This is a genomic window from Pseudomonas sp. NFXW11, assembly GCF_049887815.1.
GTDB lineage: Bacteria > Pseudomonadota > Gammaproteobacteria > Pseudomonadales > Pseudomonadaceae > Aquipseudomonas.
This window is the reverse complement of record NZ_JAGEKI010000002.1, coordinates 236866-262324: the sequence shown is the minus strand read 5'-3', so window position 1 is coordinate 262324 and position 25459 is coordinate 236866. Positions and strand designations below refer to the sequence as shown.

The 25459-nt window shown below is 64.4% G+C and carries 22 protein-coding genes; 4 read left to right on the top strand and 18 right to left on the bottom strand.

The window, feature by feature from the left end; all coding sequences use genetic code 11:
• From J4P02_RS04445 to J4P02_RS04435, 3 genes are all read right to left on the bottom strand, one after another.
• On the bottom strand, positions 1–1140 hold the full coding sequence (locus J4P02_RS04445; protein WP_426188160.1) for a DUF459 domain-containing protein: 1140 nt from the start codon (positions 1138–1140) through the stop codon (positions 1–3).
• Positions 1127–2527, bottom strand: coding sequence for an MBOAT family O-acyltransferase (locus J4P02_RS04440; protein WP_426188158.1), 1401 nt, complete (start codon positions 2525–2527; stop codon positions 1127–1129). Before J4P02_RS04440 ends, J4P02_RS04445 begins: the two co-directional genes overlap by 14 nt.
• Before the next feature lie 282 nt (positions 2528–2809).
• Positions 2810–3865: a haloacid dehalogenase-like hydrolase gene (locus tag J4P02_RS04435; RefSeq protein WP_426188156.1), complete on the bottom strand. Its 1056-nt coding sequence runs from the start codon at positions 3863–3865 to the stop codon at positions 2810–2812.
• A gap of 240 nt (positions 3866–4105) precedes the next feature.
• Between J4P02_RS04435 and J4P02_RS04430 the strand changes: the two genes are divergently transcribed.
• On the top strand, positions 4106–5497 hold the full coding sequence (locus J4P02_RS04430) for an L-cystine transporter (RefSeq protein WP_426188154.1): 1392 nt from the start codon (positions 4106–4108) through the stop codon (positions 5495–5497).
• 83 nt (positions 5498–5580) lie between these two features.
• On the opposite strand, the gene J4P02_RS04425 is transcribed toward J4P02_RS04430, so the two are convergent.
• Positions 5581–6093 (bottom strand): dihydrofolate reductase, encoded by a 513-nt coding sequence (locus J4P02_RS04425; protein ID WP_426188152.1) that lies wholly within the window; start codon positions 6091–6093, stop codon positions 5581–5583.
• A gap of 96 nt (positions 6094–6189) precedes the next feature.
• Between J4P02_RS04425 and J4P02_RS04420 the strand changes: the two genes are divergently transcribed.
• Together J4P02_RS04420 and J4P02_RS04415 are read left to right on the top strand one after the other, a co-directional pair.
• The gene (locus tag J4P02_RS04420; protein WP_426188150.1) at positions 6190–7569 is read left to right on the top strand and encodes a DUF2868 domain-containing protein; all 1380 of its coding nucleotides are present in this window, start codon (positions 6190–6192) and stop codon (positions 7567–7569) included.
• Positions 7562–8947 carry a GTPase/DUF3482 domain-containing protein gene (locus tag J4P02_RS04415; RefSeq protein WP_426188148.1) on the top strand — a complete coding sequence of 462 codons (1386 nt, stop codon included), beginning with the start codon at positions 7562–7564 and terminating at the stop codon, positions 8945–8947. Before J4P02_RS04420 ends, J4P02_RS04415 begins: the two co-directional genes overlap by 8 nt.
• Before the next feature lie 61 nt (positions 8948–9008).
• Here J4P02_RS04415 and J4P02_RS04410 read toward each other — a convergent pair whose 3' ends face one another.
• The 10 genes from J4P02_RS04410 to J4P02_RS04365 all read right to left on the bottom strand — a co-directional run bounded on the left by J4P02_RS04410 (position 9009) and on the right by J4P02_RS04365 (position 21384).
• Positions 9009–9563 (bottom strand): phosphonate degradation HD-domain oxygenase, encoded by a 555-nt coding sequence (locus tag J4P02_RS04410; protein WP_426188146.1) that lies wholly within the window; start codon positions 9561–9563, stop codon positions 9009–9011.
• On the bottom strand, positions 9563–10696 hold the full coding sequence (locus J4P02_RS04405) for a TIGR03364 family FAD-dependent oxidoreductase (RefSeq protein WP_426188144.1): 1134 nt from the start codon (positions 10694–10696) through the stop codon (positions 9563–9565). Before J4P02_RS04405 ends, J4P02_RS04410 begins: the two co-directional genes overlap by 1 nt.
• A 196-nt stretch (positions 10697–10892) precedes the next feature.
• Positions 10893–11918, bottom strand: a complete 1026-nt coding sequence (locus J4P02_RS04400; protein WP_426188142.1) for a putative 2-aminoethylphosphonate ABC transporter substrate-binding protein — start codon at positions 11916–11918, stop codon at positions 10893–10895.
• A gap of 47 nt (positions 11919–11965) precedes the next feature.
• Positions 11966–13690: a putative 2-aminoethylphosphonate ABC transporter permease subunit gene (locus tag J4P02_RS04395; protein ID WP_426188140.1), complete on the bottom strand. Its 1725-nt coding sequence runs from the start codon at positions 13688–13690 to the stop codon at positions 11966–11968.
• 1 nt (position 13691) lies between these two features.
• Positions 13692–14768 carry a putative 2-aminoethylphosphonate ABC transporter ATP-binding protein gene (locus tag J4P02_RS04390; RefSeq protein ID WP_426188138.1) on the bottom strand — a complete coding sequence of 359 codons (1077 nt, stop codon included), beginning with the start codon at positions 14766–14768 and terminating at the stop codon, positions 13692–13694.
• 130 nt (positions 14769–14898) lie between these two features.
• Positions 14899–16578, bottom strand: a complete 1680-nt coding sequence (locus J4P02_RS04385) for an IucA/IucC family protein (protein WP_426188136.1) — start codon at positions 16576–16578, stop codon at positions 14899–14901.
• Between the two features lie 23 nt (positions 16579–16601).
• Entirely contained in the window at positions 16602–17345 is a 744-nt protein-coding gene (locus J4P02_RS04380) for a hypothetical protein (RefSeq protein WP_426188134.1), read from the bottom strand.
• Positions 17346–17534: 189 nt separating this feature from the next.
• On the bottom strand, positions 17535–17747 hold the full coding sequence (locus J4P02_RS04375) for a hypothetical protein (RefSeq protein WP_426188132.1): 213 nt from the start codon (positions 17745–17747) through the stop codon (positions 17535–17537).
• Between the two features lie 288 nt (positions 17748–18035).
• Positions 18036–18905 (bottom strand): LysR family transcriptional regulator, encoded by an 870-nt coding sequence (locus tag J4P02_RS04370; RefSeq protein WP_426188130.1) that lies wholly within the window; start codon positions 18903–18905, stop codon positions 18036–18038.
• A gap of 121 nt (positions 18906–19026) precedes the next feature.
• Entirely contained in the window at positions 19027–21384 is a 2358-nt protein-coding gene (locus tag J4P02_RS04365) for a heavy metal translocating P-type ATPase (protein WP_426188128.1), read from the bottom strand.
• A gap of 88 nt (positions 21385–21472) precedes the next feature.
• Here J4P02_RS04365 and cadR point away from each other — a divergent pair, with 88 nt between their 5' ends.
• Entirely contained in the window at positions 21473–21922 is a 450-nt protein-coding gene (cadR, locus tag J4P02_RS04360) for a Cd(II)/Pb(II)-responsive transcriptional regulator (protein ID WP_426188126.1), read from the top strand.
• A gap of 15 nt (positions 21923–21937) precedes the next feature.
• On the opposite strand, the gene J4P02_RS04355 is transcribed toward cadR, so the two are convergent.
• The 4 genes from J4P02_RS04355 to J4P02_RS04340 all read right to left on the bottom strand — a co-directional run bounded on the left by J4P02_RS04355 (position 21938) and on the right by J4P02_RS04340 (position 25391).
• A complete protein-coding gene (locus J4P02_RS04355; protein ID WP_426188124.1) occupies positions 21938–22525 on the bottom strand; it encodes an undecaprenyl-diphosphatase in 588 nt (195 codons plus the stop codon).
• Positions 22526–22700: 175 nt separating this feature from the next.
• Positions 22701–23672 (bottom strand): thymidylate synthase, encoded by a 972-nt coding sequence (locus J4P02_RS04350; protein WP_426188122.1) that lies wholly within the window; start codon positions 23670–23672, stop codon positions 22701–22703.
• 46 nt (positions 23673–23718) lie between these two features.
• The gene (lgt, locus tag J4P02_RS04345; protein WP_426188120.1) at positions 23719–24528 is read right to left on the bottom strand and encodes a prolipoprotein diacylglyceryl transferase; all 810 of its coding nucleotides are present in this window, start codon (positions 24526–24528) and stop codon (positions 23719–23721) included.
• A gap of 80 nt (positions 24529–24608) precedes the next feature.
• Complete coding sequence (locus J4P02_RS04340; protein ID WP_426188118.1) at positions 24609–25391, bottom strand: sulfite exporter TauE/SafE family protein; 783 nt, start codon at positions 25389–25391, stop codon at positions 24609–24611.
• Positions 25392–25459 lie beyond the last annotated feature (68 nt).

Below are 25459 nucleotides of genomic sequence, written 5' to 3'. Positions count from 1 at the left end.
TCAGTGCTCCGTCAATTGTTGGCTGGGAAAGCTGATCAGCGAGATCACCCGTTCAGCGATCAGCTTTTGCCCAGTGGTAGTGAAATGCACACCGTCGTCGACCCGGGTCTTGACCTTCTTGCCATCGCCGGTGGTGCGGTAATAGGAAAATTCGTCGCTCTGGTAACCGAGAATCTCGTTGGCCGAGACGAAGTGCTGGTGGTACAGCTCGATCTGGCTCTTGTACAGGTCGCTCAGGTAGGCCATGGCCGTAGACAGCTTGGCCTTCTCCATGTTCGGCGGACCGACCCAGATCACTTGCACATTATGCGCCTGGGCGGTATCGAGGATCGAATCGATGCGCTGGCGGTAGGTGACTTCCCAGTCCGGGGTCTTGAAGCGCAGGAACGGCTTGCCCTTGGCCACGGGCATGTCCCAGGGGTCGTTGGGACCAAGGAAGATCACCATCAGGCGAATGTTCGGGTTGCTGGCCAGGGTGCTTTCAACGGTCTTGGGCCAGTTGAAGAAGCTTGGGTAGGCAAGCCCAGTGCTCTGCTTGCTGAGGTTCAGGCTCTTGACGTTGTAACGCTTGCGCAGGGTATTGGCCATGTGCGGCGCCACGCCCTGCATCAGCGAATCGCCAACGAAGAACACCTCGTCGCCAGTGGCCAGGCTGGCCATCAACGGCGCCGCGCCAGGCGCGACCTTGGGCGGATGACTGACGGTAGGGGCCGTCGCCACTGCTTGCGGCTGGACCTGTGCCACGGCCGGGGCCTGGGCCGGTGCATGCGCAGGCACTGCCGGCTGATGCACGGGCTCTGGCGCGGCGGCCACCTTGGGCGCGGAAACGATCTCCGGCTCCTCATCCACCGCCGCTTCGGCCTGGGCCACCAGGCTCAGGTCGGCCTCACCGCCAAAGCTGCCGACAAAGGCCAGCCGGGCATTTTCCAGGGCCTGGTTGAGCTGCCCGCCAAAGCGCCATTGCGGGTTCTGCGACAACCCGGGGATCTCGCAGCTCTCGTGGTACTTCTGCTGGCAGTAGAGGCGGATCGACTGCTGGTTGAACCACACCAGCAACAGGCTGGTGACCACCAGGGCATAGAACACCTTGGCGGCGCTGCCCAGGCTGATCGACAAGGGCGAAGGCTTAGAAACTGGCATAGATGAACCCCGGCACGCCCGACGGAGAGGCGAAGATGACCACGCAGATAAACAGCCCCAGCGGCACTGGATAGAACAGCCACGGCAAACCGGTGGCGGCGTCGAACAGGCGGCGCAACAACGCCACTATCCGTGGGTAGAAGGCGACGAACAGCAAGCAGCCCAGCAGGCTCGCGGCGCTGGCGGCCAGGCCGGCGAACGACAGGCCGCCCAGGCCGGCGAGCATGTCCATGGCATCGGACAGGGTCGCGCAGCGGAAAAAGATCCAGGCAAAAGCCACGTAATGGAACGTCAGCAGGCGTGCGGCGAGGTCGGAACCTATCCAGCTCGGGCCGCGGGCCAGCATCGGGCTGCAGACCTTGTACAGCGCCAGGCCGATGCCGTGCAGCGCGCCCCAGATGATGAAGTTGGCGCTGGCGCCGTGCCACAGGCCGGAAATCAGCATCGCCAGCAGCATGTTCAGGTTGCCGCGCCAGACCGGGCCCCGATTGCCGCCCAGGGGGATGTACACGTAGTCGCGAATAAAGGTCGACAGGCTGATATGCCAGCGGCCCCAGAATTCCTTGAGGTTGCGTGCGGCATAGGGGTAGTTGAAGTTTTCCGGCAGGCGGAACCCCAGCAGCAGGGCGATGCCGGTCACCAGGTCGGTGTAGCCGCTGAAGTTGAAATAGATCAGGAACGAATAGCCGTACACCGCCCGCAGGATCTGCTCGGCAGAAAACGCCACCGGGCTCTCGAACACCGGGTCGACCCATTCATTGGCCAGCCAGGAGCTGAGGAAGAACAGCTTGACCACCGCCACTGCGATCAGCCCCAGGGCCCGTTGCGGCTCCAGCACCTGGCGCAGCTGAGGCGGGTTGATCTGCCCCAGCATGGGCACCGCGCGGTTCACCGGGCCGGCGATCAGGCTGGGGAAGAAGGCCAGGTACAGCGCCAGGTCGAATGGTGAACCGGGGGTCAGTTCTCGGCGATGGATCGACACCAGGTAGCTGACCGAGTGGAAGGCATAGAACGACAGCCCCACCGGCAACAGCACCTCCAGCAGCGGCAGCGACACCTCGACGCCGAACTGGGCGAAGGCGTTCTGCACCGTGCTGGTAAAGAAGTCCTGGTACTTGAACAGGTAGAAAGCCCCCAGCACCAGCAACAGCATCAGCCCGTTGACCCAGCCGCGCCCGGGGTAACGCTGGCTCAACAGGCCGAGCAGGTACACCAGGGCCGTGTAGCCCAGCAGGATATACAGGAAGTTCAGGCTGAAACTGGCGAGGATTGCGTAGCTGGCAGCCAGCAGCAGGCCATTCTGCAGGCGCAGGCTGAAGCCCAGCCCCCAGTACAGAATGAAGAACAGGATGAAGCACAGGCCGAATTCGATCGAGAGATAGCTCACAACGTAGTCCATTACGTGCAGTCGGGGGCGAACCCGGCACAAGGGAGAGCAGGCGGGGGGAAGTCAAAACGGTGGCAATTATGGCAGAGGGGGTTTGGCGGTCACAAGTTGAAACATTCTCCGCCTATTGCGAACAAGGCTCTTGTAGGAGCTGGCTTGCCAGCGAAGACGTCCGTAAGAACAACGCCAAGCTCACGGGCCTCTTCGCCGGCAAGCCGGCTCCTACAAAAGCCAGCGAAGGCGTGCGCAAACGCAACGTCCATTCGCCGGCAAGGTAGAGGCTTACTGGATATCTTCCGGCTTGACGATCACCCAGTTCTTGTCGGCGGTCACCGGCAGCCCTTCCTTGGCCTGGGCCGCGGCGTGCTTGGCGATCATGCCGTTGAGCTGGGTCATGTACTTGTCCTTGCGGTTGACCCACAGGTGGACGCCGCCCTTGGCCACATCGACGCTGTGGAACAGCATGTAGCCGTCGCTGGTCGGCGTGTCGCCGCCCACCAGCACCGGCTTCTTCCATTCGTCGATGTAGGTCAGGATCGCCGCATGCTTGCCCGCCATCCAGGTGGCCGGGGTCCATAGGTAAGGCGTGAGTTCCAGGCCGAGGTTGGCCTTCTCGTCATACTTGCCATCGGTGATCTGCTTGCGTGCGGTGGTCAGGGCGCCAGTCTTGCGGTCCTTGAGCAGGGTGGTCACGCCGATCACGTTCTGCGGCTTGACGTTGTAGCCGTACTTGGGATCGGAAGCGACCATGCGCACCAGCTCTTCGGAGGCGGCGGTCATCACATAGACCTCGATGCCGTTCTCCATCAGCTTGTTGTACAGCTCGGCCTGGCCGGTGAAGACCTTGGGCGGGTTGACCTCAATGGTCTTCACCACGTCACCGTCGTAGTAGGTGCTGGGCACCGGCTTGCCGGAGGCCATCAACTCGTCGACATAACCCTTGAGCTCCTTGAGGGTGAAGCCCGAGAACACCTGGGCCACCCAGGGGTAGCAGACCATGTCGTCGATTTCACAAAGACGGTAGTAGTAGCTGAACAGGCTTTCCTTGTGCTCGGCGGTGTCCTTGAACGGAATCAGCTTGAGCGAGGGGTCGAGCTTGTCACGCGTGATCAGGCCCTTGTTCTCCATAAAGGGCAGCAGGGATTCTTCCAGGTCATAGCGGTAACTGGTGTTGTCCATGTCGAACACCGCGTAGTTACCCTTGTTGGCATTGGCCGCAATCATCGCGTCCAGCTGCTTGGCCTGCTCGGCGGGCCAGTGCTTCAACTCGGTGGCTAAGGCCTGGCCGGCAAGGCCCAGGCAGAGTGCAACGGCTAGGAATTTCGGCGCGAACTTCATCTGCGGTTTCTCCCTGAGTTAAAGCATTCGACGCTAACAAATCCCTGTGACAGTTCTCGTCTCTACACGACCGCCTGTGTCCCGTAAGCGCCAGCCACATGCGTCTTTGCGCCAGGCGCTTATTCCAAAAACGACAGTTGCCATGCGATATCGTTATTAATTCATTAGATTTCAAGCTGTTAGGCTTCCCGGTTCGCAATCGCCCCGAGCTGCGATTGGCACATGTTTACCGGAGCCCCAATGAATCTGCCGCTGATCCTCAACCTGCTGGTGTTCCTGGCCCTGCTGCTGGGCCTGGCACAAACCCGCCACACCACCTGGAGCCTGGCCAAGAAGGTGCTGCTGGCCCTGGGCCTGGGCGTGGTGTTCGGCACCGCCCTGCACAGCCTCTATGGCGCCGGCCACCCGGTGCTCAAGGCCTCCATCGGTTGGTTCGACCTGGTGGGCAACGGCTACGTGCAATTGCTGCAGATGATCGTCATTCCCCTGGTGTTCGCCTCGATCCTCAGCGCCGTGGCCCGCCTGCACAATGCCTCGTCCCTGGGCAAGATCAGCTTCCTGACCATCGGCACCCTGCTGTTCACCACCGCCATTGCGGCGCTGGTGGGTATAGGTCTGACCAACCTGTTCGGCCTGACTGCCGAAGGTTTGGTGGCCGGCACCCAGGAAATGGCTCGCCTGCAAGTGATCCAGAGCGATTACGCGGGCAAGGTTGCCGACCTCAACGTGCCGCAGCTGCTGCTGTCGTTCATTCCGCAGAACCCCTTCGCCGACCTGGCCCGGGCCAAGCCGACCTCGATCATCAGCGTGGTGATCTTCGCCGCCTTCCTGGGTGTGGCGTCGCTGCAACTGCTCAAGGATGACGCCGACAAGGGCCAGAAAGTGCTCAACGCCATCGACACCCTGCAAGCCTGGGTGATGCGCCTGGTGCGCCTGGTGATGAAGCTCACACCGTACGGCGTGCTGGCGCTGATGACCAAGGTGGTGGCCGGCTCCAACCTGCAGGACATCATCAAGCTCGGCAGTTTCGTGGTGGTTTCCTACATTGGCCTGGGCCTGATGTTCGTGGTCCACGGTGTGCTGGTGTCCCTGGCCGGGATCAACCCGCTGCGCTTCTTCCGCAAGGTCTGGCCAGTGCTGACCTTCGCCTTCACCAGCCGCTCCAGCGCCGCCAGCATTCCCCTGAGCATCGAAGCCCAGACCCGGCGCCTGGGCATTCCCCAGTCCATCGCCAGCTTCGCCGCCTCGTTCGGCGCCACCATCGGCCAGAACGGCTGCGCCGGCCTGTACCCGGCCATGCTGGCGGTGATGGTTGCGCCTACCGTGGGTATCAACCCGCTGGACCCGCTGTGGATCGCCACCCTGGTGGCCATCGTCACCCTGAGCTCGGCCGGTGTGGCCGGCGTGGGTGGTGGCGCGACCTTCGCCGCGCTGATCGTGCTACCGGCCATGGGCTTGCCGGTATCGTTGGTGGCGCTGCTGATTTCCGTGGAGCCGCTGATCGACATGGGTCGTACCGCGCTCAACGTCAGTGGTTCGATGACCGCCGGGGCGATCACCAGCCAGATCATGCAGCAGACCGATAAAGAGCTGCTCGATGCCAACGAGCATTCAGAGCTGGAACACGCCTAAGGCAGAAGACAGCGGCAAGTTGCTAGCTGCAAGCTGCAAGAAAGAGCACTCGGCTTTCACTTGCAGCTTGCCGCTTGAAGCTTTCAGCTTCTCTCCCACACCTCAAAGCTGTAGGCCGGCTTGTCGCCTTCCGCCGGATGCAGCTCCTCCGACACCAGCTGCCACTGGGCCAGGTCGAACGCCGGGAACCAAGCATCGCCTTCCGGGCTCAGTGCCACCCGCGTCAGGTACAGGCGCTCGGCCTGCTCCAGGCCTTGGGCATACAGCTGCGCGCCGCCGATCAGCATCAGCTCATCGACCCCCTGCTCCTGCGCCCATTCCTCGGCCCGCGCCACTGCGGCCGCCAGCGACGGGTAGACCTCGGCACCTTCGAGCGCCAGATCGGTCTGACGACTGACCACGATATTCAATCGCCCCGGCAAAGGCCGGCCGATGGAATCCCAGGTCTTGCGCCCCATGATGATCGGCTTGCCCAGGGTGGTGGCCTTGAAATACTTGAAATCCGCCGGCAAATGCCAGGGCATGCTGTTGTCGACGCCGATCACGCGGTTTTGTGCAAGGGCCGCGATCAGGCTGAGAGGGAGAGATTTTTTCATGCCGGCGAGGATACCAGAGGGCCCAAGGCTGGCAACTTAACCCGACCGCCGCTGCAGCAGTTATGCTCAGCGCACTTTCGAACGACGGACTGACGCGTGACTGCACTGACTCCCCTGCAACGCCTGTGGCTGACCGAAACCCTGCGCCTGCGCGAGGAACACGCCGGCCCCCTGGAAGATCAGGAAGCCAATCGCCTGGCCCGCAACCAGGGCGGCGACCTGGCCACCCGGATTCAGCATCGCGCCCTGTGGCTGGCCCAGCGCGATGGCCTGTACAGCGCCCTGCAGCATTGGCTGCAAGGCGCGCGCCTGGCGCTGCTGGCCCTGGCGCTGCTGGCGATTCTCAGCGGCACCGGCCTGGCCTTCAGCGCCCTGGGCGACACCCGCGAGCCAGTGAATGTGTTCTGGGCCCTGGGCAGCCTGCTGGGCCTCAACCTGCTGCTGTTGCTGGGCTGGCTGAGCGGCCTGCTGCTTGGTGGCGAATACAGCGCCAGCCTGGGCCGCCTGTGGTTATGGCTCAGCGAGAAATTCGCCCGCGACGCCAAGGCCGCGCAATTGCCACCGGCCCTGCTGCTGTTGCTGCAACGGCACAAACTCAACCGCTGGGCCCTGGGCAGCCTGATCAACGGCCTGTGGTGCCTGGCCCTGTTCAGCGCCACGGTGATGCTGCTGGTGCTGTTGATTACCCAGCGCTACAGCTTTATCTGGGAAAGCACCCTGCTGGGCGCCGAAGCCTTCGCCGCCATCACTGATGCCCTCAGCGCCCTGCCCCGTGGGCTGGGCCTTGGCGCGCCGAGCCTGGCGAGCATCCAGGCCAGCACCCGGGATGTCTACAACACCGAACTGGTGCGCCAGGGCTGGGCCATCTGGCTGGTGGTCCTGGTGCTGGTCTACGGCGTGGTGCCCCGCCTGGTGCTGGCGCTGTTCTGCCACTGGCGCTGGTTGCGCGGCCAGGCGCGCCTGCAACTGGACCTCAACCTGCCGGGCTACAGCCAACTGCGCGAACGCCTGATGCCCAGCAGCGAACGCCTGGGCATCAACGACGCAGCGCCCGAGCAACTGCACCGGGTCGACGCTGGGGTCAGCTCTCAACAGAGCAGCGGCGCACTGCTGGTGGCCATCGAGCTGGACCCGCAGCGTCCCTGGCCGCCGCAGTTGCCAGACAGCATCAAGGACGCCGGCATCCTCGACAGCCGCGAATCGCGCAACCGCTTGCTGGAGCAGATGAGCCACTTCCCCCCGGCACGCCTGGTGATTGCCTGCGACCCGCGGCGTTCGCCGGATCGCGGCAGCCTGGGGTTGATTGCCGAACTGGCGCGCAATGCCGGTGCCACCCGGATCTGGCTGTTGCAGGCACCGCCCGGCCAGGCCCTGGACGCCGACCGCCTGGGCGACTGGCACACCGCCCTGCAGCAGTTGCAACTGCCGTTCGCCGATTGCGCGCCCCTCGACTGGCTGGAGCAGGGTCATGACTGATACTCGCCACAAACCGCTGAAGCTGGCGGTGGTCGGCCACACCAACGTCGGCAAGACCTCGCTGCTGCGCACCCTGACCCGGGACGTGGGCTTTGGCGAAGTCTCCCATCGCCCCAGCACCACCCGGCATGTGGAAGGCGCGCGCCTGTCGGTGGACGGCCAGCCCTTGCTGGAGCTCTACGACACCCCGGGCCTGGAAGACGCCATCGCCCTGCTGGATTACCTGGAGCGCCTGGAGCGCCCCGGCGAACGCCTCGACGGCCCGGCCCGGCTGGCGCGCTTTCTCGATGGCAGCGAGGCCCGGCAACGCTTCGAACAGGAAGCCAAGGTACTGCGCCAGCTGCTGGCCTCGGACGCCGGGTTGTATGTGATCGATGCCCGGGAGCCGGTGCTGGCCAAGTACCGCGACGAACTGCAGGTGCTGGCCAGCTGCGGCAAGCCGCTGCTGCCGGTGCTGAATTTTGTCAGCAGCGCCGAGCAGCGCGAAGGCGACTGGCGCGACGCCCTGGCCCGCCTGGGGCTGCATGCCCTGGTGCGGTTCGACAGCGTGGCACCACCGGAAGACGGCGAGCGGCGGCTCTATGAAAGCCTGTCGCTGCTGCTGGAATATGCCCGCCCGGCCCTGCAACGGCTGGTGGACGACCAGCAGGCCCAGCGCCTGGCCCGCCGGCACAGCGCGGCGCTATTGATCGCCGAACTGCTGGTGGATTGCGCCGCCTGCCGCCGCAGCGTGGCCAGCGACGCCCAGCAAGAACAGCAGGCCATCGGCGACCTGCGCCAGGCCATCCGCCAGCGCGAGCAGCGCTGTGTCGAGGCCTTGCTCAAGCTCTATGCCTTTCGCCTCCAGGACGCCTCGGCCAGCGACCTGCCCCTGCTCGACGGGCGCTGGGGCGACGACCTGTTCAACCCGGAAACCCTCAAGCAACTGGGGGTGCGCCTGGGTGGCGGAATGGCCGCCGGCGCGGCGGCCGGGGCCGGGGTGGACTTGCTGGTGGGCGGCCTGACCTTGGGCGCGGCGGCCCTGGCCGGGGCCATTGCCGGTGGCGCCCTGCAAACCGCGCGCAGCTACGGCAGCCGCTTGCTGGGCAAGCTCAAGGGCCAGCGCGAACTGACGGTGGATGACAGTGTGCTGCGGCTCCTGGCCCTGCGTCAGCGGCAATTGGTACAGGCCCTGGAGCGCCGCGGGCACGCGGCCATGGACAGCATCCAGCTGGCCACCCCAGAGGACAAGAACTGGCGCCAAGGCAAGTTGCCGGACGCCTTGAACAAGGCCCGGGCCCATCCGCAATGGTCGGCGCTCAATCCGCAGCCGCGCCTGAACCAGGCCGAGCGCCAGGAACAGATCGAGGCGCTGGCCGAGGCATTGGTGGTGGCGTAGACCTATTCGCCGGCAAGCCGGCTCCTTATCTGTAGGAGCGGGCTTGCCCGCGAAAGAGCCCTCAAGCCAGCAACGCCAGGGCCTTGTCCTTGAGCACCTGCAAATCCATCACTGGCACCTGCATCTCCTTGGCCTGCTCGTCCCAGTGCCGCAGGCGCACGCTCACCGCGCACAAAGGATCAGCCTCGAAGGCCGCCGCTTCCTCGGCGCTCATCACCCCGCCCTGATACTCCAGGGTGCGGCGGCTGGCTTGGCTCAGGCGCTGGAAATACCCGGGCTGCTTGAAGGTCAGGTAGCGCTTGGCCTGCACGTGATACTCCACCAGCCGCGCCAGGCGCTCGCTGAACCCGGCCCGACGCAGGTAATCGGCCCCCAGGCGCTCATGGCTGACCACGCCGAAACCGCCCATGCTCTGCGCATCCTGCTGGCAGATATGCCCGATATCGTGGAAGAACGCCGCCAGCACCACCTCATCGTCATAACCTTCCGCCAACGCCAGCTGCGCCGCCTGGGACATATGCTCGATCTGCGACACCGGCTCGCCGATGTAGTCGCTGCGGCCAAATCGTTCATACAAGCCGAAGACCTCGGCAACCACCTGCTGTTGTCGTTGCATCACGCCTCCTCCAGCACCCGGGCGATGTTGGCCTCGGCCATGGCCGGGCCAACGCTCATGCCCACCCCGGTGTGCATCAGGGCCACATGGACCCCCGGCGCCGCTTCGAGCAAGGAGAACGGCCCGGGCCCGCGAGCACCATAGACGCCCTGCCAGCGCTCCACCACCTGCACCTTGCAGCCCAGGGTCTGTTCGGCCAGCTGCAGCAGCCAGTTGTCCACCTGTTCGGCATTGAAGGGCGAAGGATCGCTGCCGTAGTCATGGGAATCGCCGATGATCAGCTCGCCATAAGGGGTCGGGCTGATCAGCAGGTGAATGCCGTGCTCGTGCAGGTGCGGCGTCTCGCGCAGGATCTGCGCCTGCACCGCGGCGGCTTCCGGCAGGTCGGCGAAGGCCCCGTAGTGCACGCAGCTCAGGCCGGTGAGCAAGGCGTGTTGCAGGTTCAGCTGGATCTGCGGCCGGGCGCGGAGCATTTGCAGGCGGCACACCTGGGGTTGCAGGGCCGCGATCGGCTCGGCCAGCAGGGTCTGATAATCGTGCCCGGAGCACAGCACTATGTGCGGCGCACGGAAGCTGCCGGCGGTACTGTGCAACTGCCCCGGCTGGATATCCCGCACCAGGGTCGAGAAGTGGAACTGCACCCCCAGGTCGCGGCGCAGGTAATCGATCAGCATCGGCAGCGCTTCCCGGGAATACAGCTGCTGGTCGTCGAGGCCGTGCAGGGCTGCCCGGTGGTGGCAGAACTGGCCGCCATACAGATCATTCAGGGCCGCGCCGCGCAGCAGTTCCACGCGGTAGCCGTGCTCCCGCGCGCGACCGACGCAGAAGGCCTGGAGCAGGTGCTCTTCGGCCTCGCTGCGGGCGAACAGGTAGGAGCCGTTGCGCTTGAGTTGCAGGCCGGCCAGTTGCTGCCAGTCGGCCCAGATATCGCGGCTGGCTCGGGCCAGCTCCAGCATCACCCCCGGTGGCTGGCCGGTGACCAGGGCCTGGCCGAAGTTGCGCACCGAAGCGCCCAGGGGCGTGGCGCTGCGCTCGAACACCTGTACCCGCAGGCCGCGCTTGGCAGCGGCATAGGCATGGGACAGGCCGAGGATGCCGGCGCCGACGATCAGCAGATCGCTGTTGTGGGTCATGTTCATGCCTCATTGATTGTGGCGAGGGAGCTTGCTCCCGCCGGAGTGCGCAGCACGCCCCGGCAGATCCCTCGCCGACAGGGTTGAGGGCCGCTTCGCGGCCCGGCGGGAGCAAGCTCCCTCGCCACAGAAAGCTCCTTCACCACAGCAAGCTCCCTTGCCACAGCAAACTCCCTTGCCAGAGTTGGCCCGGGCGTTACTGCGCGGCGACCTTTTCCGACTTGCCGTCATAGCGCTTGCGCCATTCAGTGAGGATTTCGTCGCGGTTCTTCGAGGCCCAGGCGAAGTCGTTCTTGATAAGGCGCTGTTCGTAGTCGGCCGGCAGTTCGGTCTGCGGCTTGGCGATGCCCGGCTGGGCCAGCACGGCGAAGTTTTCCTTGTACAGCTCCATGGCCGCCGGGCTGGCGGAGAAGTCGGCGAGCTTCTTCGCCGCCTCTTCATGGGGGGTGCCTTTGATCACGGCGGTGGCTTCGATTTCCCAACCCAGGCCTTCCTTGGGCAGCACGATATCCAGCGGTGCGCCCTTGCGCTTGAGCTGTACAGCCGGGTACTCGAAGGAGATGCCGATGGGGAACTCGCCGGCGGCGGCCAGCTTGCACGGCTTGGAACCGGAGTGAACGTACTGGCCGATGTTCTGGTGCAACTCATCCATGTACTGCCAGCCCTGCTTCTCGCCGAAGGTCTGCAACCAGGCGCTGACATCGAGGAAGCCAGTGCCCGAGGACGCCGGGTTAGGCATCACGATCTTGCCCTTGTACTCGGGCTTGGTCAGGTCCTGCCAGCTCACCGGCTTGCTCAGGCCCTGCTTCTCGGCTTCCACGGTGTTGAAGCAGATAGTGGCGGCCCACACGTCCATGCCGACCCAGGCCGGCGGGTTGGCGGCATCGCGGTAGTTCGGGCCGATCTTGCCCAGATCCTTGGGCGCGTAGCTTTGCAGCATGCCCTGCTGGTCGAGGATCGCCAGGCTGGAAGCCGCCAGGCCCCAGATCGCATCGGCCTGTGGCCGGGCTTTTTCCGCCAGCAGCTTGGCGGTGATGATCCCGGTGGAATCACGCACCCACTTGATCTCCACGTCCGGGTTGGCCGCTTCGAAGGCTTGCTTGTAGGACTTCAGTTGCTCGGCTTCGAGGGCGGTGTACACCGTCAGCTCGGTTTTCGCAGCAAAGGCGTTCAGGCTGACAGCAGAGAGGACAGCAGCGGCAAGAGCCAGGGGCTTGAACATGGTGCGGTTCCTTGGTGAGTGCGGATCGGAGGGTGGGTGAGCAAGGGTCAATGGCCGGGGCTGGTCTGACGCCAGGCCTGGGAACGACGCAGCAGCCCGCGCGAAGCCCAGGCCAGCAGCAGTGAAACGCCGGCCGAGGTGAACAGGATCAGGGTCGACATGGCCGCGGCGCCGCCGACATTGCCGGCATCGTCCATATTCAGCACGGCCACGGCAGCCAGGATGGTGTCGGGGCTGTAGAGGAAGATTGCCGCCGACACCGTGGTCATGGCCGAGACAAACAGGTAGCGCAGGATATCCAGCAGGGCCGGCAGGCAGATCGGCAGCGTGACCCGCAGGTAGTGGCGGTACAGCGGTGCCTTGAGCGACAACGCGGCGGCCTCGAACTCGGCGTCCAGCTGGCGCAGGGCGGTGGTGGCGGTCATCTGTGCGGTGGTCAGGTAGTGGGCGATGGTGCACACCACCAGCAGGGTCATGGTTCCGTAGAACACATGCAGCGGGTTGCCGTTGAGGTTGAAGAAGAACACGTAGCCCAGGCCCAGCACCAACCCGGGCACCGCCATGGGCACGAAGCTGAGCATCCGCAGCGCCAGGTTCAGGCCGCGCTGGCCGCTGGTCTTCTCCATCAGGTAGGCGCCGGTGAAGATCAGCAGGCTGCCGATCAGCGCCGTGCACAGGGCCATGGTCAGGCTGTTGCGATAGGCCAGCCAGCCGCCGCCGGCAGTTTCATCGAACTGGTAGTGGTTCAGCGACAGCGACAGGTTGTAGGGCCAGAACTTCACCAGGGAGGAATACACCGCCATGCCGAACACCAGCAGCAGCGCCGCGCAGATCAACAGCACTATGGCCAGGTAGCAGGCATCCCGCAGCCGCGACGGCGCCGGCTGGAACACCTGGGCGCGGCCGCTCATAGAGTCGCCATGACGGCGGCGCAGCCAGGCATCGACACAAAAACTCAGCAGCGCCGGCAGCAGCAGGATCATGCCGATCAGTGCGCCACGGCCGAACTGCTGCTGGCCCACCACCGCCTTGTAGGCCTCCAGGGCCAGCACCTGATAGTCGCCGCCCACTACCACCGGCACGCCGAAGTCGGTGATGGTCAGGGTGAACACCAGGCAGAAGGCGGCGAATACCGCTTGCCGGGTGGCCGGCCAGGTGATGCTGCGAAAGGCCCTGGCGGGGCTGGCGCCCATGCTGGAGGCGGCATCGAACAGCCGCGCGTCCGCCAGGGACAGGGCCGACAGCAGAATCATCAAGGCATGGGGAAAGGTGTAGATCACCTCCCCCAGGACAATGCCCCAGAAGCCGTAGATATTCTCGGCGAACAGGCCGCGCAACAGGCCCTGGTTGCCGAACAGATAGACCAGGGCAATGCCCGGCAGCATCGATGGCGCCATCAGCGGCAACAGCGACAGCCCGCGCCAGATGCCCTTGCCGGGAATCAGCGTGCGTTGCAGCGCATAGGCAAACAGGTAGGCCAGGGGCACCACGATGGCGGCCACACTGAGGGAAACCTTCAGGCTATTGCCCAGCAACCAGTGGAAGTTGGCGCTGCCCACCAGTTCCCGGGCCGCCAGCCAGCCACCGCCCTGCCCAGCCTCAGCACTGAAGCCACGCCAGAAGATCGCCAGCAGCGGCAGCAGCACCGCGATGCCCAGCAGGAGCAGCAGCAGGAGCTTGCCGCCGACGACAAAGAAGCGATCGAAGGTTTCGGCACGGGAAGCCTGGCGCGCCCGCTTGGCAGGTAGCGGCAGGGACATGGGCAGGCTCATCTCAGGCAAACACCTGCAGGCTGCGGGGCGGCAAGGCCACCCAGATATCCTGGGCGCCCAGGCGCGGCATGGCTTCGGGGGCCAGTTCCGCCAGCAGTGCATGCCCCGGCAGGTGGTTGAGCTCGAAGCTCATGCGGCAGCGGTTGCCGAGAAAGGTGATCTCGCGGACCTTGGCCGCAAACAGGTTTTCCTCGTGCACCGGCGGGTTCACGCTGATGGCTTCAGGACGGCAGAACAGCCGGCCCGAAGCGGCCTTGGCCGAGTCGTCGGCCAGGCGCACATTCAACCCGCCAACCTGGGCCTGGCTGTCGCCGGTACGGCTGAAAGGCAGCCAGTTGCCCTGGCCGACAAATTCGGCAACGAAGGGCGTGGCCGGCTTGTCGTAGATTTCCTGGGGAGTGGCGTACTGCTCGACCTTGCCGTTGTTCATCACCGCAATGCGGTCGGCCATCAGCATGGCCTCGTCCTGGTTGTGGGTGACCATCAGGGTGGTGATGCCCAGGCGGCGTTGCAGTTGGCGCAACTCGGTGCACAGGTGCTCGCGGACCCGGGCATCCAGGGCTGACATCGGCTCGTCCAGCAGCAACAGCGAAGGCGCCGGCGCCAGGGCGCGGGCCAGGGCGACGCGCTGCTGCTGGCCGCCAGACAGTTGCCCGGGGTATTTCTTCTCGCTGCCGGACAGGCCCACCAGTTCCAGCATCTGCGCCACGCGCTGGCGCACTTCCTCGCGACCGCTGCCGGCCAGGCCGTAGGCGATATTGGCTTGCACCGTGAGGTTGGGAAACAAGGCATAGGACTGGAACAGAATGCCGTAGTCCCGAGCCTGGGGCGCCAGTTGCGACACATCCCGAGTGCCCAGGTACAACTCGCCCTGGTCCTGGCGCTCCAGCCCGGCAATGCAGCGCAGCAGCGTGGTCTTGCCGCAGCCGGAGGGCCCCAGCAGGCACACCAGCTCACCGGCGGCGACATCCAGGGACACATTGTCCAGGGCGGTGAAGGCGCCGAAACGCTTCTGGATGCCGCGCACCTTCATCGGCGCGCCGGGGTTGCTCAGGGCTGTTGCAGTCGGGTGGTTCATGGGCGGACCTCATCAAGCAGATGCAGGCCATCCTAGAGAGCGAATGCGTAGCTCATATGGCAATCGGGCAAAAGCTACCGATAGTGGTATTGGCGGATTTGGGTTGCGGCAAAAGCGGCCAGCCGCGCCGCTACTGGAATGACATGGTCATCGATTGCTTGAGGCGCATGCTCAAGGAGTGCTTGGTCGACTCCACCAGGGCCCGTAGCGCTTGCACATTGCGCTTGCCGTGGGCACCGGGCGCCTGCTCGGCCAGCGCTTGCCAGCCGTCACTCAGGCACGCTTCCAGCTGCGGCAGGTCCAGCCCCAGGTGGCGGATGAAAAAATGCATCACCGGGTAGAGATGCCCACGCAACAGCGCATGGACCAGCCGCCGCTGGCCAATGGCAAACGCCGGCATATGGGCCCAGGTATCCGGCGCCAGCGCCAGGCCCTGCTCCCGGCACATGCCGCGGACGCTCTGCGGGTCCAGGATCGAGTTGTCCAGGTCGCGCACTATCACCCGCACCGGCAAGCCATCGCGGACCACCACATAGCTGTTCTGCAGATGCGGTTCCAGGGCGATGCCCCACTGCGTGCAAAACGGCACCACAGCGCCCATCAGCAGCCGGCAGTAGCGATCGAAAGTATCGAGCGCCTGCTGGCGATTGCCGAGCTTCAACCAACCACTTGCCTGTTCCCGCGAGGCCCACAGGTTCAGCGCCGGCACCACCGTCTCATTGCTGGCGGCCACACAAGGCGCCCTGACAATCGCGCTCAAGTGCGGGCCGATCAGGGGATCGTCCCAGTACAGGGACGCAACATCGTATTGAAAATCCAGGGTGCTGATTTCGCTGCAGCGCAGCACCTGGCGAATCAGGCTGGAAACCAAGGGCGCGTTGTAACTGTTGAGCCGGTAGAGCAAGCGACGCTCCCCAGTCAGGGTGGCATCCAGGGACAGTTTGAGGTCATGACCGGTGGCCAGTACCCGGCAGGTGCGCTGGGATGCCAGGGGCATCATTGGCACGTGCAGGGGCGCCAGGCTGATCTGCTTGCTGTGCAGCATCTGCCTGATCACCGGCGACAACCTGAACTGCCAGGGATGAACCGGCAGCAGGCATTGCTCAGCCACCGCAGCGGCGGCACTCCAGTGGGCGGCACAGAGCTTGGGGTCGGCATAGTCCGTGGAGTTGAAGCTGTAGCCGGGAACCCGCACGAACAACAGCGGCACCGGTTGCGGCGAGAGGTTCGAGACTGCCACCACCTCCTCGATGGACGGCCCTATGCGCAAGGCCGGGAACGGGTAATACCCATGCCCGCGGCACACCGGCTCGATGGCGCAACTGTGGGCCGCTCTGGTGCGGCCCAGGGCCAGATTGAGGATCAGGTTGCACAAGCTGTTGCGGTAATCCAGTGCCAGGGCCGGCAGATCCTCCCCATAGTCGGTAGCGGCCAGGACCTTGCCCAATGCCCGCAGGAAACTGCCGCAGGAAGCCAGTTCCCGACGCTGCCCCTCCTCATGCCAGCTGGGGTTGGCCAGCAGCTCGAAATAGATCCGTGGGGCATGGCCTGCCAGCGGCACTTCCAGCCGTGGGCCATGGCCCAGGTAGAGCCGCTGATCGGCTCCCCAGGGCTCGATGGACAAGCATGCGTCGCAGCGCTGCTCAAGCAGCACATAGTGCAACAGGCGCGCCATGCAGATCAGCTGGGCCTCGCCGTGCAGCGCCCTGAATGCAGCGCGGTCCAGGCCATGCTGCAGGCACCAGCGGCGCACTTTGCCCAGCGACACCAGCTCGCGCAGGTCCGGCGCCTGAGCCTTGCACGCAGTCATCGCCGACACTCCAGGCGCCGGGTTCATTCGAACACGCGCAGCTCGAGTTCCTGCCGGGTGATGGCATCGAAATCATCCATGCGCTCCAGCAGCAGCTTGCGCGCCTCGGCCGCTTCGCCACTGCCGCAGAAGCCCTCGATCAGCCGAGCGGTGTAGGCAATATGCCTGGTTTCGTCGTACAGCAGCCGGTCGAGGATGCGCGCCAACTGAGGCCTGCTGTAGGCAGGGCAGAACTGCAGGAGAATCGGCCGCTGCAGCAGGTGATGAACCCGGGTGCGGATCTCGGCGATGTTCATCTGGATCAGGTCATCCAGGGTGATGGCATGGGCGAAGGCCGAACCGGGGGTCGCCTGGGGTGCCTGTTGCCGGGAATAACCAGGGGACAGGCTGAGGAGTTCGGCGTGCAGCTTTTCATCCACCGCCCCGGGAAAGGCCATGTCGAGCAGTTGAATGTAGGCCCGGGAATGATGGGATTCGTCGATGGCGTGCTGGCGAATCTGCCCGGCCTGGTCCGCATCGGGCGTGCAGGCCGCCAGGCTCCACAGCCGCGTTGCGCCATCGCCTTCGCGCTCGGCATTGGTAATCAGCGAAATGGCCAGCCACTGCGGGTCGGCAGCCGCCTCATGGTAGATATCGGCATAAACCCTCTGGCCAAAAAGCGGCGAGCACTGGCGGCAGGCATGCTGCAGCAGCTCGTCGTAATAAGGCAGAACGGGAACCCCTTGTTCGCGCAGTGCATAAAGTGTTGAACCGGCGATATCGCTCATAACGCAACCCATCCACTGTGGTAACGCAAGAGGGAAGATCGATCTGGCCGCTGCAGCAAGCATTCGCCGCGCAAAGAACCAGGCCGCGAAAGAATTGGGGTATTGAATACTTCCTGCATACCCCAATTGCTCCAGGCATCAGTGTTTCAGGCAGCCATGATCAATAGTTATTGCACAACGGTTACTTGCCTAGAGACTCTTGAACGGTGCATTCACCGCAACAAAGGACAAGTTGGCTTGCGGGTGGGCTCTATTCAGCTCCGCCAGAGATTCAGGGTCGATCTCCAGCTTGCCGTTCTTTATTGAACCGACAATCTTTACCGTATGCCCATCGTCGCTCAACTTCTTCAGCGACTCGGTCAGGCGCCCGGGTCTTTTTGCAGCATCCTCAGTCTTTTTCATGATTCCTTCCTCGTTGTTTCGCTAACCCCCTCGCGCAACGTTAGTGCAGAACTTTATATAAAATTGAAAAGCCGACAAACGGAATAAGTTCAATACAATTGGCACTTTGACTTATGCAGAATCACTATTAACCCAACTCACTGGCACACGGGAATAGTTGGAAGTGTATATATCCATGGTCGTGTTCTATCGATGGCTAGTTATTCAGTACTGATGGAAATTATCGCGAACTGCGCCCGTAATCTTTCGCCCTATGACGGGTGACGCAGGCTTGAGCAATACCGGCACTCAGGGCAAGGCGGGGGCCATTTCCTGGGCCAGGCCGAGAAAAGCCGCGGGCAGGCGGGCGTTCCTGCGTTCCTTGAGGCAGTACAGGTACTCGGCGATCTGCGGGGCATTCTCGATGGTCAGCACCCGCAGTTGCGGGTCGTGGGGCACTTCTTGGCGAGCAATGATGCTGATGCCGATATTGCGCAGCACCGCCTCGCGGATCGACTCGCGGCTGCCGATCTCCAGCAGCGGGCCAAAACCGACATTAGCGTTCTTCAGCAATGCCTCGGTGAGGCTGCGGGTGGTGGAGCCGGGCTCGCGCATCAGCAGGGTGTGGCCCGCCAGGGCTTGCAGCGGCACATGCTGCAGCGCCGCCAGGGGATGGTTGCGGTGCACCGCCAGTACCAGCGGATCAGTGCCCAGCAAGCGGCGGACCAACCGCGAGTCTTCCAGCAGTTGCGAGGAGGCGGCCACATCCACCCGATATTCCTCCAGGGCTTCGAGCACCTGCTGGGAGTTGCCGATCTCCACCGCCACTTCCACCTGTGGCAGGCGCTGGCGGAAGGTCTTCACCAGATCGAGGATGTAGTACGGCGCGGTAGCGGCAATGCGCAGCGTGCCCTGGACCTGCCCGCTGTTGCGCAGGAAGAACTCGATATCGGCTTCCTTCTGCAGCAACTCCTTGACCATCGGCAGCAGGCGCGCGCCTTCTTCGCTGAGGCTCAGGCGACGCCCGCCACGGTAGAACAGCTCCACCGAATACTGGTTTTCCAGGTTGCGGATCTGGGTGGTCACGGTCGGCTGGCTGAGGCCGAGTTTCTTCGCCGCCAGGGTAATGCTGCCCAGGCGCGCCACCATGTAGAACGCCTTCAGCTCGGCACTCAGCATGGCCGGCGCACGCAGCTGCAAGTTTTCAGCGGCAAGCCGCAAGCTGAAGCGGGTGCATTCATCACTCTGGTTCTCCCCTCAGTCGCTTGCCGCTTGTAGCTTGAGCTTGCCGCTGCCGCGGCTACTTGCGCAGCAGGCGCAAACCGTTGAAGACCACCAACAGGCTGACGCCCATGTCGGCGAACACGGCCATCCACATGGTGGCCAATCCGGCAAAGGTTACCCCAAGAAAGATCGCCTTGATGACCAGTGCCAGGGCGATATTTTGCTTGAGCACCACCGAGGTCTGGCGTGACAGGCGGATGAATGCCGGGATCTTGCGCAGATCGTCGTCCATCAGCGCGACATCCGCGGTCTCGATGGCGGTATCGGTGCCGGCCGCGGCCATGGCGAAACCTATCTCGGCTCGGGCCAGGGCCGGGGCATCGTTGATGCCGTCGCCCACCATGCCCACCCGATGACCCTGGGCATACAGGCCTTCGATGGCTTGCAGCTTGTCGGTGGGCAGCAGGTCGCCACGGGCCTGGTCGATCCCCACCTGGGCGGCGATGGCCTGGGCGGTATGGGGGTTGTCGCCGGTGAGCATCAGGGTCTTGATTCCCAGCTCATGCAGTTGCTGGATGGCTTCGCGGCTCGACTCCTTCACCGTATCGGCCACCGCGAACAGCGCCAGCGGGCCATGGCTGTCCAGCAGCAGGACCACAGTCTTGCCTTGTTTTTCCAGGGCGAAGAGTTGCTCTTCCAGGGCCGGCGAGCACAGGCCCAGCTCTTCCACCAGGCGATGGTTGCCCAGGTGATACAACTGGCCATTGATTTCGCCGCGCACCCCGCGCCCGGTCAGGGCCTCGAAGTTATCCACAGGGAGCATGGCCAGCTGTTTATCCACAGCCGCCTGGGCGATCGCCAGGGACACGGGGTGATCGGAACGTCCGGCCAGGCTGGCGGCCAGGGCTGGGGCACGGTCTTGGGCGAGCGGGTCCAAGGGCAGGAAATCGGTCTGCACCGGCTTGCCGTGGGTGATGGTGCCGGTCTTGTCCAGGGCCAGGTAGTCGAGCTTGTAGCCGCCCTCCAGGTAGACCCCGCCCTTGACCAGGATGCCCTTGCGCGCCGCCGCGGCCAGGCCGCTGACGATGCTCACCGGGGTGGAAATCACCAGGGCGCACGGGCAGGCCACCACCAGCAGCACCAGGGCGCGGTAGATCCAGTCGAACCAGACACCGGCCATGAACAGCGGTGGAATCAGCGCCACCGCCAGGGCAAAGGCGAACACTGCCGGGGTGTAGATTTTCGAGAAGCTGTCGACGAAGCGCTGGGTCGGCGCCCGTGCGCCCTGGGCCTGTTCCACGGCGTGGATGATTCGCGCCAGGGTCGAGTTGTTGGCCGCAGCGGTGACCCGATACTCCAGGGAGCCGGCCTGGTTGATGGTGCCGGCGAACACCTTGTCCCCCAGGGTCTTCTCCACCGGCAGGCTTTCACCGGTGATCGGCGCCTGGTCGATGGTGGAATTGCCGGCAACCACCTCGCCATCCAGGCCGATGCGCTCACCGGGCCGTACCCGTACCCGGGCGCCCAGCTCGACGCTGCTCGCCTCTTGTTCGAGCCAGCTGCCATCGGACTGTTGCACCGTCACCTGTTCCGGGGTCATCTGCATCAGGCCGCTGATGGCGTTGCGCGCCCGGTCCAGGGAGCGGGCCTCGATCAGCTCGGCCACGGTGAACAGGAACATCACCATCGCCGCTTCCGGCCATTGGCCGATCAGCACCGCACCGGTCACGGCGATGCTCATCAGGGCATTGATATTCAGGTTGCGGTTCTTCAGGGCGATCCAGCCCTTCTTGTAGGTGCCCAGGCCGCCACTGAGGATCGACACCAGGGCCACCAGGGCGATTACCCAGTCGGGCGCGGCATTGGTGAAATGGATGACTTCAGCGGCCAGCGCGCCGATACCCGACAGGGCCAGCGGCCACCAGGGTTTCTTCACCGCCTCGGCGGCGGGTGCGGCGGCGGCGCCATCCTGCTCCAGGGGCTCGGCGTGCATGCCCAGGGACTTGACCGCCTCGATGATCGGCGCGGTGCTCGGCAGGTCGTGGGTCACCCCCAGCACACGGTTCATCAGGTTGAACTCCAGGGCCTGGACCCCGGCCAGCTTGCCCAGCTTGTTCTGGATCAGGGTCTGCTCGGTGGGACAGTCCATGGCCTCGATGCGGAAGCTGCTCAGGCGTGCGCCTGCACTGGGCTTCTCGCTCAGGGTGACCTTCGCCGGCGCCAGGCTGGCGGAACCGCAGCAGGAACCGCCGTGGGCAGCGTGGTCATGGGCCTTGAGCGGCTGCAACTTGCCCGCCGGGGCATGGGAATGGCCATGCTCGTGATCGTGATCGTGATCGTGATCGTGATCGTGATCGTGATCGTGATCGTGATCGTGATCAGCATGGGGAGGCTGGGTGCCGGGTGTACGCGGGCTGTGCAGGGAGTCGCTCATAAGGGTCGCGTCCGAATAAAGGTGCTTGTTGCCAAGTGAACACCCTGTAGCCACTATAGGGTCAAGCACCCATTCGGAGACTGCGGACATGAAAATTGGCGAACTGGCGAAACTCACCGACTGTCAGGTCGAGACCATCCGTTACTACGAACGCGAAGGGCTGCTGCCGGAACCGGCTCGCAGCGAAGGCAACTACCGCCTCTACACCCAGGCCCACAGCGAGCGCCTGACCTTTATCCGCAACTGCCGCAGCCTGGACATGACCCTGGAGGAAATCCGCAGCCTGCTCGACCTGCGCGACAGCCCCGAAAGCCAGTGCGCCAGCGTCAACGCCTTGATCGACGAGCATATCCATCACGTCAAGGCGCGCATCGACGGCCTGCTGGTGTTGCAGGAACAGTTGCTGGACCTGCGCCAGCGCTGCAGCGAAAGACCGGGCCTGGAGCACTGCGGCATTCTCCAGCGCCTGGAGGTCAGCGGCTCGGTGGCCCCCAGTGAAACCGAACCCTCCCATGTCGGCCGCAGCCACGGCCATTGAGGCCAGGGCGCGCCCTCAGGAGCCGCGCCGCACGCTGGCCAGCAGCCGCAGATAGGCACCTTCCACGATCGCCAGCAGGCGCTGGTCGAACTCACGCCAAGCCAGCGTCAGGTGCACCATGCAGGCGCTGAACAGGCCCACCAGGCAGCCACCGAGAATATCCAGGGGGAAATGCACCCCCAGGTAGACCCGCGCCCAACTCACCAGCAACGCCAGCGCCAGCAGTACCAGGCCGGTCTTGCGCAGGTTCACCAGCAGCAGGGCAAAGGCCATGGCGAACATGCCGCTGGCGTGGTCGCTGGGGAAGGAGGCACCGGGGGCATGGGCGAGGAAGTTCTGCCCCAGGCCCAGCATGAAGGGACGCGGGTGGAACCACAGTTCACGGATCAGCAGGTTGCAGGCCAGGGCCAGGACGATGCTCAGGGTGGCGTAGAGCACGATCATCCGTTGCCGGCGCTCGCCCAGTACCCAGAACACCAGGAGCATCAGCGGCACGCAAAGGACCACCCATTGCGCCAGGAACACCGCCAGCTCGCGCATGGCCAGTGATGCATCGGCGCTGGCATTGATGGCCAGGAAAAGGCTGCGGTTGAATTCTTCCATTCAAGGGCTCGCGTTGAAAATCACATGAACAACGCCCCGCACTGCACGGGGCCCCTGCTGAGAGCTTAGTCGCCCATCAGACACGGCAATGCCCGGAAAAATCCCGGGCATCGGTCGGTAAAGGTCAGAGAATCGACAGGGGCCACGCGGCCCCTGGGTAACGCCGGGGTAAGAGCTAGACCGCCATTGGCGCGGTCATCGGCGCGTGGTGTTGGTAGCCTTCCAGGGAGAAGTCGCCGGGCTCGATCAGCTCCAGCCACTCGGGCTGGTAGACGCCGGTCTTGGCGAACTCCGGCACGCGCTCGGAAATCACCAGCTTGGGCATGGGGAACGGCTCGCGCTTGAGCTGCTCGTTGAGCATGTCCAGGTGGTTCTCGTAGACGTGGGCATCACCGATGAAATAGGTGAACCAGCGCGGCGTGTAGCCGGTCAGGCGGCCGATCAGGCTCAGCAGCGCCGCACCCTCGGTGAGGTTGAACGGCGTGCCCAGGCCCAGGTCGTTGGAGCGGATGTAGAGGGTCAGGGAGATTTCCCGGGTCTCGACATTGGGGTGGAACTGATACAGCAGGTGGCACGGCGGCAGGGCCATTTCGTCCAGCTGGGCGCAGTTCCAGCCGTGGAACAGGATCCGCCGGCTGCCCGGGTCGTTGATGATGGTGTCGACGCACTGGCGCACCTGGTCGATGGCCTTGTACAGCACCACATAACCCTGGCCTTCTTCCTCGCCGGCGGCGATCTGCCGGTAGCCCTGGCTCAACGCCAGGTCGATGGCCGCCTGGTTGCTGACCTTGATCTGCTTGTAGGCCGGCCACTTGCGCCATTGCACGCCGTAGATCTCGCCCAGGTCGTCAGCGCCCTGGCGGAACGGGTTGGCCAGCCATTGCGCGTTCTCGTTGGCGTTCTGGTCCCAGACCTTGCAGCCCAGGGCGCGGAACTCGGCGGCGTTGTTCACCCCACGGAGGAAGCCGACCATTTCGCCGATGGCCGACTTGAAGGCCATCTTGCGGGTGGTGATGGCCGGAAAACCTTCCTTGAGGTCGTAGCGCAGCATGGCCCCGGGGAAGCTGATGGTGTTCACCCCAGTGCGGTTGGCCTGCTTGGTGCCGTTGTTGATGACATGAGCCACCAGGTCAAGATATTGCTTCATGAGTTACCTGCATCCTTGAACCCGGGGCGCGCCCCGGGGTTCGAATTTATTGCGCCGCGCTCTGGGCCGGAGCGCGATGATAGGCCAGCCAGATCAACCCCAGGCCACCGAGGATCATCGGCACGCAGAGAATCTGACCCATGGTCAGCCAGTTCCAGGCCAGATAGCCGAGCTGGGCGTCCGGCACCCGGACGAACTCGACGATAAAGCGGAAGATCCCGTAGAACAGGGCGAACATGCCGGACACCGCCATGGTCGGCCGCGGCTTGCGCGAGAACAGCCAGAGGATCAGGAACAGCGCCACCCCCTCCAGGGCGAACTGATACAGCTGCGATGGGTGGCGAGGCAGCTGCGCCGGGTCGCTGAAGGGCGGGAAGATCATGGCCCAGGGCACATCGGTGGCCTTGCCCCACAGCTCGGCGTTGATGAAGTTGCCGATGCGCCCGGCGCCCAGGCCGATCGGCACCATGGGCGCGACGAAGTCCATCAGCTCGAAGAAGCTCTTGTTGTTGCGCTTGCCGAACCACCAGGCAGCCAGCATCACCCCGATAAAGCCGCCGTGGAACGACATGCCACCCTTCCACACTTCGAAGATCAGGGTCGGGTTGGCCAGGTAGGCGCTCAGGTCGTAGAACAGCACATAGCCCAGACGCCCGCCGACTATCACGCCCATGGACATCCAGAACACCATGTCCGAGAGCTTCTCCTTGCTCCAGGTCGGATCGAAGCGGTTCAGCCGGCGCGACGCCAGCAGCCAGGCGCCGCCGATGCCGATCAGGTACATCAGGCCGTACCAGTGGATTTTCAGCGGGCCGATGGCCAGGGCCACCGGATCGATCTGCGGGTAAGGCAGCATTGCGACTCCTCGTAGGGGTTAGAGCGGTCAATTCCGGGAGAAACTGTCACGCCAGGATTAAGCCAGGATTGCGTCAGACCTCAGAACAGAAAGCTGATTCCCACGCTGAACAGTAGCGCGGCGAACAGGCGTTTCAACAGGCGTGGCGACAGTTTATGGGCCAGGCGCGCGCCGATCCGGGCGAACACCATGCTGGTCAGGGCAATGCCCAGCAGCGCCGGCAAATACACGAACCCCAGACTATGGGCCGGAAGCTGCGGATCATGCCAGCCCAGAATCATGAAACTTAAGGCACTGGCCAGGGCGATGGGCAGGCCGCAAGCCGAAGAGGTGGCCACCGCCTGCTGCATCGGCACGCTGCGCCAGGTCAGGAAGGGCACCGTCAGCGAGCCGCCGCCGATGCCGAAAATCGCCGAGGCCCAGCCGATCACCGAGCCGGCCACCGTCAGGCCAAGCTTGCCGGGCACCTGGCGACTGGCCTTGGGCTTGAGCTCCAGGGTCATTTGCAGGGCCACTACCAAGGCGAAGACGCCGATGATTTTCTGCAGGTTCGGACCGGAAATGGCTTCGGCGGTCAGCGCGCCAAAACCGGCGCCCAGCAGAATGCCCACCGCCATCCAGGTAAAGATCGGCCAGCGTACCGCGCCACGCCGGTGGTGTTCGCGCACCGCATTGACCGAGGTGAAGATGATGCTGGCCAGGGACGTGCCGACCGCCAGGTGAGTCAGCACTGCCGCATCGAAACCTTGCACAGTGAAGCTGAACACCAGCACCGGGACTATGATGATCCCGCCGCCCACGCCGAACAGCCCGGCCAGCACGCCCGCGCAGGCGCCCAGCAGCAGATAGAGCAGAAATTCCATGGAAGCATCCGAAAATAAGAGCGGCATGTTAACGGATGCGCCGCCCCGGACTCCACAGGCGGACGTGG

What these genes read in the sequence shown, in the direction of transcription:
- J4P02_RS04365 (WP_426188128.1), bottom strand. Translation starts at nt 21,384, where the DNA reads ATGAGCGACTCCCTGCACAGCCCGCGTACACCCGGCACCCAGCCTCCC.
- J4P02_RS04395 (WP_426188140.1), bottom strand. Translation starts at nt 13,690, where the DNA reads ATGAGCCTGCCCATGTCCCTGCCGCTACCTGCCAAGCGGGCGCGCCAG.
- cadR (WP_426188126.1), top strand. Translation starts at nt 21,473, where the DNA reads ATGAAAATTGGCGAACTGGCGAAACTCACCGACTGTCAGGTCGAGACC.
- J4P02_RS04415 (WP_426188148.1), top strand. Translation starts at nt 7,562, where the DNA reads ATGACTGATACTCGCCACAAACCGCTGAAGCTGGCGGTGGTCGGCCAC.
- J4P02_RS04340 (WP_426188118.1), bottom strand. Translation starts at nt 25,391, where the DNA reads ATGGAATTTCTGCTCTATCTGCTGCTGGGCGCCTGCGCGGGCGTGCTG.
- J4P02_RS04380 (WP_426188134.1), bottom strand. Translation starts at nt 17,345, where the DNA reads ATGAGCGATATCGCCGGTTCAACACTTTATGCACTGCGCGAACAAGGG.
- J4P02_RS04400 (WP_426188142.1), bottom strand. Translation starts at nt 11,918, where the DNA reads ATGTTCAAGCCCCTGGCTCTTGCCGCTGCTGTCCTCTCTGCTGTCAGC.
- J4P02_RS04350 (WP_426188122.1), bottom strand. Translation starts at nt 23,672, where the DNA reads ATGAAGCAATATCTTGACCTGGTGGCTCATGTCATCAACAACGGCACC.
- J4P02_RS04355 (WP_426188124.1), bottom strand. Translation starts at nt 22,525, where the DNA reads ATGGAAGAATTCAACCGCAGCCTTTTCCTGGCCATCAATGCCAGCGCC.
- J4P02_RS04425 (WP_426188152.1), bottom strand. Translation starts at nt 6,093, where the DNA reads ATGAAAAAATCTCTCCCTCTCAGCCTGATCGCGGCCCTTGCACAAAAC.
- J4P02_RS04390 (WP_426188138.1), bottom strand. Translation starts at nt 14,768, where the DNA reads ATGAACCACCCGACTGCAACAGCCCTGAGCAACCCCGGCGCGCCGATG.
- lgt (WP_426188120.1), bottom strand. Translation starts at nt 24,528, where the DNA reads ATGCTGCCTTACCCGCAGATCGATCCGGTGGCCCTGGCCATCGGCCCG.
- J4P02_RS04445 (WP_426188160.1), bottom strand. Translation starts at nt 1,140, where the DNA reads ATGCCAGTTTCTAAGCCTTCGCCCTTGTCGATCAGCCTGGGCAGCGCC.
- J4P02_RS04375 (WP_426188132.1), bottom strand. Translation starts at nt 17,747, where the DNA reads ATGAAAAAGACTGAGGATGCTGCAAAAAGACCCGGGCGCCTGACCGAG.
- J4P02_RS04435 (WP_426188156.1), bottom strand. Translation starts at nt 3,865, where the DNA reads ATGAAGTTCGCGCCGAAATTCCTAGCCGTTGCACTCTGCCTGGGCCTT.
- J4P02_RS04405 (WP_426188144.1), bottom strand. Translation starts at nt 10,696, where the DNA reads ATGACCCACAACAGCGATCTGCTGATCGTCGGCGCCGGCATCCTCGGC.
- J4P02_RS04385 (WP_426188136.1), bottom strand. Translation starts at nt 16,578, where the DNA reads ATGACTGCGTGCAAGGCTCAGGCGCCGGACCTGCGCGAGCTGGTGTCG.
- J4P02_RS04370 (WP_426188130.1), bottom strand. Translation starts at nt 18,905, where the DNA reads ATGCTGAGTGCCGAGCTGAAGGCGTTCTACATGGTGGCGCGCCTGGGC.
- J4P02_RS04410 (WP_426188146.1), bottom strand. Translation starts at nt 9,563, where the DNA reads ATGCAACGACAACAGCAGGTGGTTGCCGAGGTCTTCGGCTTGTATGAA.
- J4P02_RS04430 (WP_426188154.1), top strand. Translation starts at nt 4,106, where the DNA reads ATGAATCTGCCGCTGATCCTCAACCTGCTGGTGTTCCTGGCCCTGCTG.